17 protein-coding genes are annotated in these 16,329 nt (G+C 41.6%); 15 read left to right on the top strand and 2 right to left on the bottom strand.

Annotated elements, in window-relative coordinates; translation table 11 throughout:
• Positions 1-104: 104 nt before the first annotated feature.
• Together AAEY75_RS09925 and AAEY75_RS09920 are read left to right on the top strand one after the other, a co-directional pair.
• On the top strand, positions 105-1,817 hold the full coding sequence (locus AAEY75_RS09925) for an alpha/beta hydrolase-fold protein (RefSeq protein ID WP_352259492.1): 1,713 nt from the start codon (positions 105-107) through the stop codon (positions 1,815-1,817).
• Between the two features lie 285 nt (positions 1,818-2,102).
• Positions 2,103-2,933 (top strand): DUF2971 domain-containing protein, encoded by an 831-nt coding sequence (locus tag AAEY75_RS09920; RefSeq protein WP_352259491.1) that lies wholly within the window; start codon positions 2,103-2,105, stop codon positions 2,931-2,933.
• Between the two features lie 156 nt (positions 2,934-3,089).
• Here AAEY75_RS09920 and htpX read toward each other — a convergent pair whose 3' ends face one another.
• A complete protein-coding gene (gene htpX, locus AAEY75_RS09915) occupies positions 3,090-4,004 on the bottom strand; it encodes a protease HtpX (protein WP_352259490.1) in 915 nt (304 codons plus the stop codon).
• Positions 4,005-4,343: 339 nt separating this feature from the next.
• On the opposite strand from htpX, the gene AAEY75_RS09910 reads away from it, so the two are divergent.
• From AAEY75_RS09910 to AAEY75_RS09900, 3 genes are read left to right on the top strand one after another with little or no spacing between them, the layout of a single operon-like run.
• A complete protein-coding gene (locus tag AAEY75_RS09910; RefSeq protein ID WP_352259489.1) occupies positions 4,344-4,979 on the top strand; it encodes a DUF7822 domain-containing protein in 636 nt (211 codons plus the stop codon).
• Between the two features lie 32 nt (positions 4,980-5,011).
• A complete protein-coding gene (locus AAEY75_RS09905) occupies positions 5,012-5,833 on the top strand; it encodes a PhzF family phenazine biosynthesis protein (protein WP_352259488.1) in 822 nt (273 codons plus the stop codon).
• A gap of 20 nt (positions 5,834-5,853) precedes the next feature.
• Entirely contained in the window at positions 5,854-6,186 is a 333-nt protein-coding gene (locus AAEY75_RS09900) for a YnfA family protein (protein ID WP_352259487.1), read from the top strand.
• A 248-nt stretch (positions 6,187-6,434) separates the two neighbouring features.
• On the opposite strand, the gene AAEY75_RS09895 is transcribed toward AAEY75_RS09900, so the two are convergent.
• Positions 6,435-6,557, bottom strand: a complete 123-nt coding sequence (locus AAEY75_RS09895) for a hypothetical protein (protein ID WP_265090119.1) — start codon at positions 6,555-6,557, stop codon at positions 6,435-6,437.
• Positions 6,558-6,904: 347 nt separating this feature from the next.
• Between AAEY75_RS09895 and AAEY75_RS09890 the strand changes: the two genes are divergently transcribed.
• The 10 genes from AAEY75_RS09890 (at position 6,905) to lptB (ending at position 16,150) form a co-directional block, all read left to right on the top strand.
• Positions 6,905-7,525 (top strand): 6-pyruvoyl trahydropterin synthase family protein, encoded by a 621-nt coding sequence (locus tag AAEY75_RS09890; RefSeq protein ID WP_352259486.1) that lies wholly within the window; start codon positions 6,905-6,907, stop codon positions 7,523-7,525.
• Complete coding sequence (tsaE, locus tag AAEY75_RS09885; protein WP_352259485.1) at positions 7,525-8,055, top strand: tRNA (adenosine(37)-N6)-threonylcarbamoyltransferase complex ATPase subunit type 1 TsaE; 531 nt, start codon at positions 7,525-7,527, stop codon at positions 8,053-8,055. The genes AAEY75_RS09890 and tsaE overlap by 1 nt, the downstream gene beginning before the upstream one ends.
• Positions 8,056-8,099: 44 nt before the next feature.
• Positions 8,100-9,977 carry a DNA mismatch repair endonuclease MutL gene (gene mutL, locus AAEY75_RS09880; RefSeq protein ID WP_352259484.1) on the top strand — a complete coding sequence of 626 codons (1,878 nt, stop codon included), beginning with the start codon at positions 8,100-8,102 and terminating at the stop codon, positions 9,975-9,977.
• Positions 9,978-10,044: 67 nt separating this feature from the next.
• Positions 10,045-11,223, top strand: a complete 1,179-nt coding sequence (miaA, locus tag AAEY75_RS09875) for a tRNA (adenosine(37)-N6)-dimethylallyltransferase MiaA (RefSeq protein ID WP_352259483.1) — start codon at positions 10,045-10,047, stop codon at positions 11,221-11,223.
• Positions 11,224-11,652: 429 nt separating this feature from the next.
• The gene (gene hfq / locus AAEY75_RS09870; protein ID WP_110923773.1) at positions 11,653-12,186 is read left to right on the top strand and encodes an RNA chaperone Hfq; all 534 of its coding nucleotides are present in this window, start codon (positions 11,653-11,655) and stop codon (positions 12,184-12,186) included.
• A gap of 249 nt (positions 12,187-12,435) precedes the next feature.
• A complete protein-coding gene (locus AAEY75_RS09865) occupies positions 12,436-13,428 on the top strand; it encodes a KpsF/GutQ family sugar-phosphate isomerase (protein ID WP_197217424.1) in 993 nt (330 codons plus the stop codon).
• A gap of 65 nt (positions 13,429-13,493) precedes the next feature.
• Positions 13,494-14,060 carry a KdsC family phosphatase gene (locus AAEY75_RS09860; RefSeq protein WP_197217572.1) on the top strand — a complete coding sequence of 189 codons (567 nt, stop codon included), beginning with the start codon at positions 13,494-13,496 and terminating at the stop codon, positions 14,058-14,060.
• Complete coding sequence (lptC, locus tag AAEY75_RS09855) at positions 14,057-14,641, top strand: LPS export ABC transporter periplasmic protein LptC (RefSeq protein WP_197217423.1); 585 nt, start codon at positions 14,057-14,059, stop codon at positions 14,639-14,641. The genes AAEY75_RS09860 and lptC overlap by 4 nt, the downstream gene beginning before the upstream one ends.
• Positions 14,642-14,804: 163 nt before the next feature.
• Positions 14,805-15,293 carry a lipopolysaccharide transport periplasmic protein LptA gene (gene lptA, locus AAEY75_RS09850; RefSeq protein ID WP_227681408.1) on the top strand — a complete coding sequence of 163 codons (489 nt, stop codon included), beginning with the start codon at positions 14,805-14,807 and terminating at the stop codon, positions 15,291-15,293.
• A gap of 77 nt (positions 15,294-15,370) precedes the next feature.
• On the top strand, positions 15,371-16,150 hold the full coding sequence (gene lptB, locus AAEY75_RS09845) for an LPS export ABC transporter ATP-binding protein (RefSeq protein ID WP_197217419.1): 780 nt from the start codon (positions 15,371-15,373) through the stop codon (positions 16,148-16,150).
• The last annotated feature ends 179 nt before the right edge of the window (positions 16,151-16,329 follow it).

Genomic DNA, 16,329 nt, shown 5'->3' with positions numbered 1-16,329 from the left:
GTGACGATGTAGCGGATTTATATGGATTTGACTATATTATTGGCTAGACATCTTGTAATTGTAGAGGTTAGGTATTTGCCAGTGAATAGAATAAGGAGCAATGGATGACATACATACGATTTCTCTCTAATAAATGGGCGATAGCAGGATTTACTTGTTTGATATATTCGATGTCATTCTCGGCATTTGGTTCGGAAATACCAGTGTTAAAAGTGGGAAGTCCTGTGAAAGGTGAGCTAAGTTATTCCAACAGCGAGAATAATAATATCAAGCCACACACTCAGCCGCAGTCACACACTCAGTCACAGTCTAAGTCATTAGATATCAACGTACCTTGTGACAAGGGTGACTATCTGACCGGATATGTTGAGAGTGGTGATAATACGATGACGATGGATATCATCGATGCCACAGGAGAAATATCGCGCCGTTTGATTGACCATAAAACTGACAAGCAAAAGTTCTATTCAGTAGCCGAAAACTGCGCAGAGATATGGCGATTGTCTGGCTCAGGTGCTTATCAGATAGTGCTCGAACAACGTGTCAGTTTGGCGGAGCAGGATTTAGAAGGCTCTTTAGAAAATCATTTAGAAAGTTCTGATGCGCTACTCAGTCCAAAAGTATCGGCATTACGTGAATCACTGCAAAAAGGGCAAAATACTGATAGTTTTTGGGCAAATATAGAAGCGTTGGGTACGCCGCTTATAGAAGATACAGATTCAGGCACCTTGATGACGTTTTTGGTACGCGGACATTATAACAATGTAAAACTATTGGGCGGACCTTCCAATAACCATGAGTCACTACAACAGCTGGCTGATTCTGATACATGGTACAAAAGCTTTATTGTGCCAAACAACACCCATCTCTCTTATCAAATAGCGCCTAATGTGCCTCAACTACCATTGTCTGGGCGTGCCCGTAGAATTGCCATAAAAGCTGTGGCTCAGGTTGATCCTTATAATCACCATCCATGGCCTGAGTCAGCAATTGATAAGTACACGACAAAATCAACTGTCACGCTGGAAGATGCGCCCAAAAGGCCTTGGCTAGATGTGCAAAAAGAAATCCCCAAAGGCGAGCTTTCTACTTTTAAATTCACCAGTAGCATATTAGATAATACCCGAGACATCACTATCTATTCTCCTGCTATTGATGACAGCCAGAACAATAGAGACGATGCGGTGTTGTTGTATATCTTTGATGCCGAGTCATATATCGATACGGTTGGATTGCCAACGATATTAGAAAATTTAATTGCAGCAGGTGAGATTCCACCTGTGACGGTGGTATTTATCAGTAATCCTGATGGTGATGCTCGTGCGCGTGAATTACCTGCCAACCCTGTATTTGCAGATGTATTGGCCAATGAGCTGGTACCGCAAGTAAATAAACGGTTGCCAGTAGCGATACCAAAGGATAGAACAGTCATTGCAGGGTCCAGCTATGGCGGATTGGCTGCTACGACTATTGCGCTACGTCATCCTGATATATTTGGCAATGTTATCTCTATGTCTGGTTCTTTTTGGTGGAAGCCAGAAGATCAGACGGCAGATGATAAGCACTTTGTAGCGTCTGAAGTCATAAAAATGAATAAAGTACCCGTTCGTTTCTTTTTGAGTGCTGGCGTGTTTGAAACGGCTCGTGGTAATAGTAGTAGCAATGGTATATTGGGAACCAATCGTCATCTGCGTGATGTGCTATTGGCAAAAGGGTATGACGCTCGTTATGAAGAGTATGGGGCAGGGCATGATTACTTTTCTTGGCGAGGAATCATAGGGGATGGTTTAATATCGCTTTTTGGGTCTGAGGAATAAAGTGACAGCTCTACTTTATGCAACTTAGCGGTTATGGCAGGATAGCCGCTACTGTCAGAGCTAGCGGTGATATCTTGTTCTTGCTACTATCTATCGTGGTTAAGTGTAAATTAATGAGCTTTAACTTACAGGTCTGAAAGTAAGCTCATTAATTTACACTTATATATACTTTCTTGGTGTGCTTGGCGGACTACGGCTACTATTATCTGTTTTAATATTATTATGGAGAATTTATAAAAAGTGAGCACTCTTTATCACTACACTAGTTTGCAGGGCTTGATTGGCATGATTACTGGTAAATCTATTTGGGCCAGTCATTGCGAGTTTTTAAACGATTCCAGCGAGTTCATTCATTCATTATCTTTTGCAAAGAGTTACTCAAGCCGTATTTACATGGAAGATGACTATCTTGCAGGATTTGGATGGGTTATAAGAGACGCTCTAGAAAGTATGATTAAGCATAAAGTGTTTGTATCTAGCTTCAGTGAGAAAAATGATCTCTTAAGCCAATGGCGAGGTTACTGCCCTCAAGGTGCGGGTGTTTCAATAGGTTTCGATCAAAAGTTGTTAAAAGAATACTGTGAAGAAAACGGCTTCAAATTAGAGCAGTGTATATATAATGAGGAAGATCAACAAAAGATGATTCTGGATGCGACTAACGAATGCCTAAATCAACTTCCGAAGCGATCTTTAATGCGTAGTGAGTACAATGAACTTTCATCCAAAGAAAAAGTAAAATTCGATTTTACTAAACGTAAAAATATTCCGAGCGGAGAAAGTAAGTTAAGAACAGAAAAGGCGTTAAGTAACCTATGTGAAAAAATCAATGACTGCGCACCATTAATTAAGCATTCTAGTTTCTATGAAGAGTCAGAATGGCGCTTAGTCTCTAGAAATCCTTCCAGAAATGTTGAGTACCGAGTATCAAAGTCTCATATTGTGCCGTTTTTAGTATTACCTGTAATTAAAGAGTATCCAGATATAATAAAACAAATTTGTATTGGCCCTAATCCTAATTCTCATAGATGTTTAAAATCTATAGAGCAACTATTAATGAATGAAGGTCTGGAAGGAGTTGATATTAGCGTATCAAATATACCTTTTAATAGTTGGTGATACAACTTAGTAGGGTACGTTCTAAGCACCATTTAAGTCTAACAACCATATCAGACCTAAATTCTTCAAACCGCAATTTTGACTGTGTTAAACCAAAATTTATAAATATTCGATTCAATCTAAAGATTATGTCTGCAATATTTGAAGATTTTTCTATTACGCTTCACTAGGATTATACGCTCTCAACGCCGCAATACGGTCATCAAGCGTTGGGTGTGAGCGGAATAGATTTGCAATACTAAAGCCTTGCGTTTGCCCAGACGAGACTGCAAACGCTTTCATACTCTCTGGCATTTGGTCGGGACGCTGTGCAGAAGGACGCAACGCATCAAGCGCACTGATCATTTTTTCACGGCTGGCCAATTTTGCGCCCATTTGATCCGCACGAAATTCACGTAATCGTGAAAACCACATCACGATGGCAGACGCCAAAAACCCAAGCAGGATATCCATCACGATACTGGTGATAAAATAACCAATACCTGGACGATTACTGGTATTTTTGAACACAGTGCGGTCAACGAAACTGCCTATAATGCGTGCAAAGAACATCACAAAAGCGTTCACTACCCCTTGAATGAGGGCAAGCGTGACCATATCGCCGTTAGCCACATGACCAATCTCATGCGCCAATACTGCCTCGACTTCATCTTGATTCATATTCTGTAGTAGGCCAGACGACACCGCCACCAGTGCCTTGTTTTTATTCCAGCCAGTCGCAAAGGCGTTTGGCTGAGAATTATTAAAAATACCAACCTCAGGCATGCCGATATTTACCGCCCGTGCTTGTTTGGCTACCGTATCGACCAGCCATTGCTCAGTCGCGTTGCGTGGAGATTCTATGACGACCGTACCCGTTGATCTTTTGGCCATCCATTTTGACAGAAATAGCGATATTATCGAGCCAACCATACCGTAGATACCACACATAATGGCAAGACTAATATAGTTCAGCCCACCTGCTGTATGGACACCACCAATCCCAAAAAACCTCGATAAAATACCAAACACAATGCTAAATATCACAATCACTGCTAAGTTGGTCAATAAAAATAATCCAATACGCATCATGACGCTAACTTCCTATGTAAAGTGTCGGTATGGCCTCGATAGAGCACTCTCTAAGAGGTTTGTTTGCTATAGTCAAGTCCATATAAATCCGCTACATCGTCATCCTCGCTAAGCATACTAATGTATCACTTGCACTCGGCTTCCTTGTATCGAAATTATTTGAATTCAACTATATGATGGATTTTACGGTAATTCTGACTGTCATGTCATTTTAATCAGGGTATATTGGATAATGACAATGGCGCTCACATCAACTATCGAATGGATGGTCTTAAATACTATTGTAAACAAAAGAACGTATGGTGATTGATTTAATTATTATAAATTGGAGTGATTATTATGGCGAATCGTAGTTATCTGTATTCGACCAACACTATCCCCGAACCAAATCAAGATGATAGCAGCCGTGTGCTAACTGGTATTTCAGAATATAATTATGATATTCCAATCGCCTTTAAAGTTCTGCTCTCTGGCAATCCGCAAGCCTGTCTATCAGTAATTTGGGACAGCGCTGAAAAGATTGCTCTCATTGGGGATTATGCTAGTGGTGTGCAAAACCTTGAAGCATTCTTAACAGGTATTACGTTACCTGCTGCTCAAGCTACAATTGCAGAGGCGCTTGAATTTTTAAAAATGCCAGAGAACCAAAATCAGTACTTTATTTTGGAGTGTGGCGAGATTTTTGAGATGAGTGAGACGCCAGTAGAGGCACAAAATCTGGCACTTCTCAATCAAGTGCAGAACCTGCAGCCTGAGATAGAAGCAGCGTATCAGTCACTGTTGTCGCCTGCGCCAGTAGTGAGCGAGCAGCCTAAACCTATTGGCTTCTGGACCAAACTGTTTGGTCGTCGCTCAACACCGCCAAAAGCATTGTCCGCGAATAACCCAGAACAAGCTATCTACGATCTCGGCCTTGGACTTTGGTCAAATATTCTGTATTTTGACTTCTCTGAAGATGATGAGGACCAAGATTAATCTTTAAACACTTATAAAAATGAGAATATAAAATGCAGCTAGAAATAAATATCATCGATGCTTTCACTGATAGCGTTTTTAAGGGTAATTCCGCAGCGGTTATTATCACAGAAAATTGGTTGTCCGATGAGCTGATGCAATCTATTGCGATGGAAAACAACTTATCCGAGACGGCATTTCTAGTTTTAGATGAGACTGATGATAAAGATGTTTACCATATCCGCTGGTTTTCACCATTTACTGAGATTGCTTTTTGCGGGCATGCAACCTTGGCGTCTGCCTTTGTGTTATTTAAGAAAAACCCCACTTTAACGTCTATCAAACTCTCAGCCAAAGCTGTTGGTATTTTGACCGTTGTGCAAACAGACACTGGTAAAATACAAATGGACTTCCCAAACAGAAAGCCTGAAAAGGTTACCGATATTCCTCAGGAGTTGTTAGCAGGTCTGTCAGTTGTTCCTGTTGATGTTTATCGTAATGAACAAGCATATTTTGTGATTTATAATTCTGAAGCGGATGTGCTAAATGTAGAACGTGATAATGAAAAGTTAAAGCAGCTAGCGCCTTTAGATGTGGTGGTGACATGTCAATCTGAATCAGACGACTATAAAAATTACGATTTTATTTCGAGATATTTTTGGCCTGCCAATGGTGGCGATGAAGACCCTGTGACAGGATCGGTGCATACAGGTTTAGCACCATTGTGGGCTGAGCGTTTGAAGAAAAATGAATTGGTTGCCTATCAAGTATCTAGTCGCGGTGGGGTACTCGATTGCATGGTTGTAGAGGATAGGGCGCTGGTCTCTGGTAATGCCGTACAATATCTGACGGGGTTTATCACGGTAGAGGAGTAATGGGTGAGGAGTAGTAAGTTTTGACAGAATTAAAGACCGTTGGGCTGTTTGCGTTGACAGCATTAGCAGAAATTATCGGCTGCTACCTGCCTTATTTATGGCTGCGAGAAGGTAAGTCAATCTGGCTTCTTATACCTGCTGTACTGAGTTTGGCAGCCTTCGTTTGGTTGCTGACATTGCATCCAACAGCTGTAGGCAGAGTCTATGCCGCTTACGGTGGGGTATATGTGGTCATGGCGATTTTATGGTTGTGGACAGTGAATGGTATACGACCAACCACTTGGGATGTTGTAGGTTCTATTGTCGCGCTATTAGGAATGGCGATTATTATGTTTGCACCGCGCAGTGGCTAGGGCGTGTCCTCAATTCAATCGATAGTTATCTAAATGGGTTAAAAGTGGCTAAATCTTGTCAAATGGCGTCAAATAGCTGACTAATATCTCGATATTATCTGCGCTATTTTCCTTGTTTGACTGCGATTTATCTCATTTTTATCACCATTTTTAAAATGAGGACACGCTCTAATTAAAAATTAGTAGCTCACTCAAAAAAAATGCCAATCAAACCGTTAAGTTTGATTAGCATATTGATACACTTACTATTAATGCTTACCTAAGATACTGCCGCTGTCTTCTTTCTTAGCTTGTTTTGCCGCTTTCTTTTCTTTTGCCGTCAAAAGCGGTTTCTTTTTTACATTCTTTTTACTATCTTGACCTTTGCTCATGGTAGTTTCCTTTTTAGATAACACATGCCATTCTCTAAGCCAAAGTGAGCTGGTTTGAGGCAGTGCCGTTATAATGACGGCCAACATAGCCGTTTACTGGGTTGAGTATAGGCTTAAGCACTAGTAATAGATAGTATTCGCACAATTCGTCTACGATTAAATGGATTGCTCCTATTAGCTAAAATTGCGTCATGTCAATTCGTATAATAAATATGAGTATTCATAAGTGCTTACTTACGGATACATGGCGATTTGCTATAATGAGCGACAAGCCGATGAATAGACGCGGCAAACTCTTATTTATTAACATTTAGCACCATCGTGCTTACTGTTTTGGTCAAATTATTATGCGTATTCGTAAACTTTTTAAATTTGAAAATGCTCATATCGTTCGTAATTGTAGTTCTGAACGTTGCAAGCATTCTATCCATGGTCACAGCTATCAGATTGAGCTGATTCTAGAAGCCAAGCGCTTAGATCACGGTCAGATGGTCTATGATTTTGGTCTGTTAAAGTCTTCGATCAAAGATATTATCGACAGCTTCGATCATGCTATTTGTTTTTGGAATAAAGACGATCCTGAGTATATTGATGCCTGCAAAAAGTTCAGTGCACGCTGGATAAGCTTGCCAGTATCACCGTCAGCAGAGCAGTTCTCGCGTGTTATCTTCTTTTGGGCGCAAGAGATTTTGCGCCAGACTCAAATGCAAAATGGCGAGTCTGATGTCAGTGTCTACTCAGTTATTGCGCACGAAACAGCAACGGGTTATGCGCAGTGTTTTGCTGATGACGTGGCCAATGATCAAATGGGTAAACTGGTTTTGGAAGAGTTTGCGTTTAGCGACCAAGTCTCTAAAGAATGGAATGACCCTGAACTGTATGCCAAACTGATTCGCGGTGAGCGCTTTATCAACCCATCGGTGACTATGCAGGTACAGACAGAACAAGTACAGGCAGGTTCAGACTGATGCACACTGATGAATCTATAAAAGACGGCAAATACTCGCAAACATTGATACTGAAATCTGAGCAAGATACTCAATCATTGGCTCAGCAGTTAGCTGATTTACCATTGACTGGTAGTGTTTGGCTGGCAGGTGACTTGGGTGCAGGTAAGACTACGTTGACTCGTTATTGGCTGCAAGCGCTTGGTCATACAGGCGCAGTAAAAAGCCCGACGTATACCTTGGTAGAGCCTTATATTATTCAGCAAGGTGATGGCACAACTAAGCCAGTCTATCACGCAGACTTGTATCGTCTTCAAGACCCAGAAGAGCTGTCTTTTATTGGGTTTGATGAGTATTTAGATGAGCCGAATGCATTGGTCATTATTGAATGGGCAAGCCGAGCGGATGGCTATTTACCGCCGCCGACTTTGATTATTGATATGACGCAAGGTGATGGTGATAATCATAGTAAAGAGTCTCGTTTAGTTGAGCTGCGACTATCAAAAGTAGGACAAGCGCTAGATTTAGATCTATCAACGCTCAAAATTTAATGTTGTACACAATGTCTATAGTCCAAAATATATGATGCTCATCAATGTCTAATAATTACGCTAATACACGTATCAAAAAACTGTCGCCATTGTTAATCAACCAATTAGCAGCGGGTGAGGTAGTGACGCGTCCGGCAGCCGTGGTCAAAGAGCTGCTTGAAAATGCCATCGATGCAGGCGCGACCAATATTGAGGTTCGCATCACTCAAGGCGGTATGGGCTTGATTGAAGTGGTCGATAATGGGGTGGGTATCCATCCTGATGATATGGTCATGGCAATTACTCGTCATGCAACCAGTAAGGTCGCTGATGTCGCTAATCTACACGGAATCACTACTTTGGGGTTTCGCGGTGAGGCACTGGCAGCAACCGCTGCAGTGTCCCGTTTGACGCTGATCAGTAGTCATGATGATAGTGGTGTTGGTCGTCAGTTACAGGTCGCTGGTGTCTTGGCTGATACGCCAAAATTAGTACCTGTTGTACACAATCGTGGAACGACGATTACCGTCAAAGATTTATATTTCAATGTACCAGCCCGTCGCGGTAACTTGAAATCTATTGCGACTGAGTTTGGGCACATTGAGACAATCGTTCGAGAAGTTGCTTTGGCACGGGCAAATGTGTCGCTGACGCTGTTTCATGACAATAAAAAACGCATGTCTCTATCCTCAGACACCCTGTCTTCAAATACATTGTCTTCAACGTCACTATCTGTAGGTTCAATGCCTTCAAATAGTGTGCATATAGATGATAGCACGATAGGGGTTAATAGAAACGGCAACGAAAATGCTAGCCGTCTGCCGTTATCACGTCTTGAGCAAGCCACGGGTATTTCACTAATAGATAATGCCATAAAGATCACGATTGATCTGTCTAGCCTGATGCAACAGACAATGGAGTACGCCAATAATAATAGCTTTGGTAGTCAAGCAAGTATCAGCGGTTGGTTGTGGCCTATATATCACGAGCAGCAAGCCAAGGGGTCATCGGCGTTGCCAAAGCTAATCTATGTGAATGGTCGACTGGTCAAAGAAGCCTTAATTAATAATCAGCTCCGTCAATTGGCTCAGAGTGCGCAATTAACTGGTATGGGTTACGCACTTTATTTTGACCTACCAACCCAGTGGCTCAATATCAATGTGCATCCATCGAAACAGCGCATTAAGATTAGCCCGCTAAATAATATCATGGCGCATTTAAACCATACGATACAGTCCCAACTGAAAAATATCGAAGTAAACGAACAGCCTGAAAAATTTGACAAACTATTAATAGAAGATAACACGCTGATAAGTGATGAAAGGGTAGATATGGTAGCTACCGATCAGCCTTACGACAGGGTTGTATCTCAGAATCGCAGTAGGCAGGTAAATACTGCTAAGCAATTCTATGCGCTGCCAGCCAGTCAGACAATCCAGAGGATATCTGAATCTCAATATTCAGCAGAGTCAGAATTAGTTAGCAATGAGTCTACTGATCAGCGTACTCATACTTTACCCAACGTATTGGAGGGAACGATACCTTTACCAATTTGTTTAGAGGTTATTAGTAGTTTTGATAAGTTAGCAATTGGCACTGACATTGTTAAAAGCATTGATGGTAAGACCTTACCTTGGTTGTTATTTTTTCACCAAGGACAGTGCTTTCTTATTGGAGAACAGGATTGGCAATCAAAGTTGAACCAACTGTTTGAATCACAGATACTGCGCAGTAATGTATTGCAGCACGATAAGCCTATCATTAGTGCGAGAGAAATAAATCAGCAGCTTATTACCATGAGCCAGCAGATGTCTACGCAAGACTTGATGGTATTTATAACAGATATTGAGGCGTTGTTAATTAAAAACTCTATCAAGACGATTAGTAGCAGTCACCTAGTAACATTGATGCTTCTGTCTACCCCTGAAACAATACCAAGCTAAGTTCGGTAGCACACCTTACTGAAACATAAATATTACTTACCTATAAATAATGATTAAAGGCAATTCTATGAGACATTCGTCTGATGGTTTATCTCATAAGCTGACAGATAATAGCGTGGTGTGCTTGATGGCGCCAACTGCGAGTGGCAAAACTGCATTGGCATATGAGCTATATGATACAGGGCGCTACGAGCTGATTTCAGTAGATTCAGCACTGATATATCGTGATATGACTATCGGCACAGCAAAGCCATCGGCTAGTGAGCTGGCACGTTATCCGCATCATCTGGTTGATATCATTGATCCGACACAGGGCTATAGTGTTGCGGAATTTGTCGCAGATGTCGCTAGTTTGATTGATAACTGTCATAAGAATGGCAAGATACCGTTATTAGTGGGCGGTACCATGATGTATTACATGGCGCTACTTGATGGACTATCACCTGTACCTGATAGTGACGATAGCGTGCGTGCACGTGTGGAGCAGTGGCGGCAAGAGGAAGGTATTGAAGCTTTGTATGATTACCTTGGTCAAGTTGACCCGATAAGTCATGAGCGTCTTAATGCAACTGATACTCAGCGCATTACCCGAGCGGTTGAAGTTTATCTCCAAACAAACATGCCCATCAGTGACTGGCAACGTCAGCCTAAACAAGCGCTGGCACATAATCCCAATCAGCAGTGGCATGTATTAGCAGTGATGCCTGATCGTCCATGGCTACATGCGCGTATCGCTCAACGTCTAGATATAATGTGGAATGAAGGGCTGGTAGCTGAAGTGATTGGTTTACTTGAGCAATATACATTAACACCTAATTTGCCTGCTATGCGCTGTGTTGGCTATAGACAAGTATTGGAGTACTTGGTACATATTAATCATCCAATATTTGAGTTACCGCATTTGGACAAAGCGCAGTTTTATGATGCTTTTGGGGAATATTCAGAATCAGTAGGTGGACAAGCAACATCAAATAATACCACTGAGCTGTCAGCGCAATCATTGCTATCTAGTGAAGAGACCGAGGCACTTGCTTGTCAGCAAATGCAAAATAAGGCATTATATGCTACAAGACAACTGGCAAAACGGCAGTACACTTGGTTGCGTAAAGTCATGCAATTGCCTCATGCCACGACAGAGGTGATAAAGACACCTGATTTGCCTAATGATGAGAATACCTCTGTAGACACAGGTATTATTATAAAGACATTTACAACGATGGCAGAGGTAAGAGATTATCTATACTAAAAATTACTCGTATGAGTAGATTATCAGCTCAAAGGTAAGTTGCGCGTAAAGCGTAATGTACTGAAAATTTGGTATAGAAACAGACGCTACACAGCCATCAGAAAGTAGTGACAATTAGTTTCAAATTATAACGTAGATAACTGCTATAATTTAAATCTATGAAAGTAACGGCTTTAACACTACTTTCCTAATTGCTAGTTACTGATGCTTGTTGAAAATAATCATCAATGATACAAGTAGTTACTTAATTATTTACAATAATAATGTATTCACGATAAAGTGGAATCACTTGACAACAATTAGGGTTTATTTAGATACGTTTTATAAAGATAGCTTATTATTGTATCTACCTTCAGCCATTATAATTAAATCAACACTTAAAATAATTGGCGCTCAAAACATAACTATATAATATTTAGGAGAGATTTCATGTCAAAAGGACAAACTTTACAAGATCCGTTCTTGAATTCGCTGCGCAAAGATCGCATTCCTGTTTCTATTTTTTTGGTCAACGGCATCAAACTGCAAGGCCAAATTGAGTCATTTGATCAATATGTTGTTTTGCTTAAGAATACTGTGAGTCAAATGGTATACAAACATGCCATCTCAACCGTAGTGCCAGCTCGAAATCCTCGTAGTAGCACGACGACTGGCACTAGCACCCAACAACCTCAAAGCGCAGCGCCAACGGCCTATCAAGGTGGCGGTTTCGAGCGTGGCAGTAACCCTGCTAGCACGGGTGGTTTTGAAGAGCGTGGTTTTGCTTCTAACCGTAGTGGTTTTAATCGTGGCGGATTTAGCCAGGGCCAAGAACGCGGATTTGAACGCGGTAGCTTTGGTCAAGGTCAAGAACGCGGATTTGAGCGTGGTGGATTTGGTCAAGATCGTGGTTTTGAGAATCCAGCAGACAATGCAGGCTTTGAAGATAAGCCAAATGATGGATCTAATGATAACAACGGTTAAATCTTTGAATGCGTCTTCGACGATGCATCGTTAAGATATGACTTATTCGATTAAGACCTGCTGCTATAGTGGGTTTTTTTTGTATAAATAAACACACAATAATGATTCAATAGGTAGATCATGATGGCTATCGATAGGTTTTGCCTGATGTTATCAACTACCTAATGCTATTAGTAGCCTAATGTTATTAATATTAGTCATAGTATAGTAAAATACCTGATTGATTCATTATAAAAATAGAGCGTTTTCATGGATAACACCCAAGCCAATTTGACCCATAAGCAGTTTATCAATAGAGCTATCGAGGCGATTAATACCGAAATATCTGCGCTAACATTGTTGACAGAACAGATAGATGATAGATTCGCACAAGCTTGCGATACTATCTTGGCCTGTCAGGGTCGAGTGGTAGTGACCGGTATGGGTAAGTCAGGACTGATTGGCCGTAAAATCGCGGCAACATTTGCCTCTACTGGTACACCATCATTCTTTATGCATCCTGGTGAAGCCGGGCATGGTGACTTGGGTATGTTGGTAAAAGGTGATGTGCTACTTGCTATCTCCAACTCGGGTGAGTCTGATGAAATCAAGATGCTACTGCCTGTTGTTAAGCGTCTAAATATTCCATTGATTAGCATTAGCCGTGACAAGCGTGGCATGCTACCTCGTGCCGCTGATATTGTCTTAACACTTGGTCAGTTTCAGGAAGCTTGTCCTCTTAATCTGGCACCTACCTCGAGCACCACGGCCACGTTGGCCCTTGGCGATGCACTGGCAGTTGCTTTGGTACATGCTCGCAATTTTACCTCAGAAGATTTTGCATTGTCGCATCCAGCCGGTGCATTAGGTCGTCAGCTGCTAACGCGAGTTGAAGATTTGATGCATACTCAGTCTGAAAGTTTGCCACTTATTCATCAGCAAGCCCCACTGCAAGAAGCTTTATTTACGATGTCTGCTGGGCGCTTGGGTATGACAGTGGTGACTGATGAGAGTGATAAAGTCATTGGTGTGTTTACAGATGGCGATCTGCGCCGTGGCCTAGAAAAAGGCATTGATCTACAAACGCCAATGGGTGAATTGATGGTCAGTAATCCACGCCGTATTAGTAAATCTATGCGTGCCTCAGATGCACTTAGCGTGATGAATGAAAACAGTATCAGTCAGTTGTTAATTATTGATGACGAAGATCGTTTGGAAGCGATTATTACGGTACATGACTTGTTGCAAGCTGGTGTAAAGTAAGTAGACTGGTGATATCGGCTTATCATAATAAAATCTAACAAACGGCTTTAAGCAAGAGGTACATGATGCAGGACTTAATCAAAAAAGCTGGACAAGTAAAATTACTGGTAATGGATGTTGACGGCATCTTATCAAATGGTCAAATCATCTATGATGCCAATGGTATCGAGACCAAAGCATTTTCAGTTCATGATGGCGTTGGTGTTAAGTCTTTAGCGCGTTATGGTATCTTAACGGCTATTATTACTGGTCGTAGCAGTGCTATGGTTGATAAACGTGCCCTCGAGATGGGTGTTGGCTATGTGGTACAAGGACGTGATGATAAGCTCATTGCGCTAAATGAGCTGCTATCAACCCTTGATCCAACACTTAATATTACTGCCGCTGATTGTGCTTATATGGGTGATGATTTACCAGATATTAAAGCGATGCAAACAGTCGGGTTTTCTGCAACAGTCCCTAATGCACATGCGGAAGTAATCAATCGAAGCGATATGGTCACGACTCGTGCAGGTGGCACTGGCGCTGTACGTGAAATATGTGATCTCATCTTAAAAGGTCATGGACACTATCAAGACTTCATTGCGCACTATACACTTGATGAAGTAAAAACTCAGGATGATTTGTCGTGAATACTCGTGTTTTAGTAATTATTGCATTAATTATTGCTGGTATTGCAGGCTGGTTTTTTCAGCAGCAGGGTGATGTTGCGCCACCAGTTAGTATGGCGCCCACTGATGTCGATTATGAGGCAACAGAAATTAAGGCGGTACAGACTAACGATGAAGGTGAGACTGAGTATGAGCTGACGGCTGAGTCCTTGACGCATAATCCAGAGACCAATCTGGACGAAATGTCAGGTATTACTATGAATTGGGAGCCGTCCGCTGAACAGCGCTATCGTATTGAAGCGGGTACGGCTGCTATCAGTCAAGAGACAGGTGAGCTTAGTCTGTCAGGTGGCTTTTCACTTGTTAGCGAAGGCAATAAAGACGCGTCTGAGGTTGAGCCAATAAAAGTGACAGGTAGTATCCTTAAAGGTAATACTAAGTCAGGCAAAGTATATAGTGACGAGCCTGTTCAGGTCGAGCAAGGGATGAACCGGTTTGAAGCCTCTAGTATGACTGCCAATCTTGAAACAGGTGAGTATGAGTTTGGCCACGTCGCTGTTGCTTTTACCCCTTCTGAACGCCAAGATAAAGCATTGTTCTAATGATAACGGTGCTTATTGCTTATATAAAAAGACAGCAGCTAGCATAAAGTTTGCAAATTCTACTACCCATTATAAAACGAGTGATTTTATGAAATCTAAATTTTTGCCTACTTTGCGCTCAAATTCAAAAGCACATAGCTTGCGTCAACTGCGCAAGTTACCAATGGTCATGCTGCTAGCATTGCCACTTTATAGCCATGCGCTACCATCAGATTCCAATCAAGAAATAAAACTGTTGGCTGATAAAGCGACGTATAGTGAGCGTACAGGCGTGACCAGTTACTCAGGCAATGTCAGTATCACTCAAGGTACATTTAAGATGACAGCGGACAATATCACTGTCAATTTATCGCAGCAGCGTAGTATTAACTCAGCCGTAGCGACCGGACGTCCAGCGACTATGCAGCAGGTAGTGACTCAAGAAAAAGGCTTAGCAAAAGGCCAAGCCAGCAAGATCGATTATAATGCAGTCACTGGCATCATTACTCTAACAGGTAATGCCAAGTTGGTTCAAAATGGTGCAAGTTTTGCTGGTAATGTCATTCGCTATAGCCTAAAAGCAGGTGATGTTGAGGCAACTGCTGGTGGTAATCAACGAGTAGAGTTGGTGTTCCCACCCAGTAATGGCAGCAGCCAAAGTGGCGTACGCTAAGACGTTAAATCGTCTATGTATCAATATACAAACCAGTCTGCACCAGTGCTTAGATTTTTCAACAGTATGAGTAAGTTATGAGTGATAGTAAAAATATAGACTCTTCAGCCACGGGTAATAATACAGTACCTGCTGAGCGATTATCGATGCAAAATCTAGGTAAGCGCTATGGTAAACGTTGGGTCGTAAAAGATGTCTCGTTCTCTGTTGAACAAGGACAAGTCGTTGGGTTGTTAGGACCCAACGGCGCAGGTAAGACGACCAGTTTTTATATGGTGGTGGGTCTGGTTAACATGGATAAAGGCCGTGTGACGTTAGGAAAAATGGACCTATCTAAATATGCAATGCATGAGCGTGCTCGCGCAGGTATTGGCTATTTACCGCAAGAAGCTTCTATTTTCCGTAAATTGTCTATCGAAGATAATATCCTAGCTATTTTGCAAACTCGCAAAGAGTTAAGCAAAAGTGAGCAAAAGCAAGAGCTTGAAAAATTAATCGGTGAATTCCATCTAGAGCATGTACGAAAATCTTTGGGGATGAGTGTGTCAGGTGGTGAGCGTCGTCGCTGTGAGATTGCACGTGCATTAGCAGCTGACCCAAAATTCATATTATTAGATGAGCCTTTTGCAGGCGTTGATCCTATCTCTGTAGGTGATATTAAAGACGTCATTCTGTCCCTAAAAAATCGTGGTATTGGCGTTTTAATTACGGATCATAATGTACGCGATACATTGGCTATTTGTGAAAAGGCTTATATCGTTTCAGAAGGTGCTATCATTGCGGAAGGTACTTCGGCTGAAGTCTTAGACAATGAGCTGGTAAAATCCGTCTACTTAGGTAAAGACTTTCAGGTATAAACCAACGTCTTTTCGCATATATCACGCTAATATTTAGGCTGGCTGCTAGAATCAAAAGGTTTAATTACTTTTTTCAGCCAGCTACTGCTATCGCTAATTTTCTTATTTCTAGAACATCATTCTATAGTTGAATTTATATGGATTTGACTATATTTGATGCCATCACCTCTATCGCGCAT

Origin of the sequence: Psychrobacter sp. TB55-MNA-CIBAN-0194 (genome assembly GCF_040309505.1) — a bacterium.
GTDB classification, from domain to species: Bacteria; Pseudomonadota; Gammaproteobacteria; order Pseudomonadales; family Moraxellaceae; genus Psychrobacter; species Psychrobacter fozii.
This window is presented reverse-complemented; position numbering and strand designations above follow the sequence as displayed.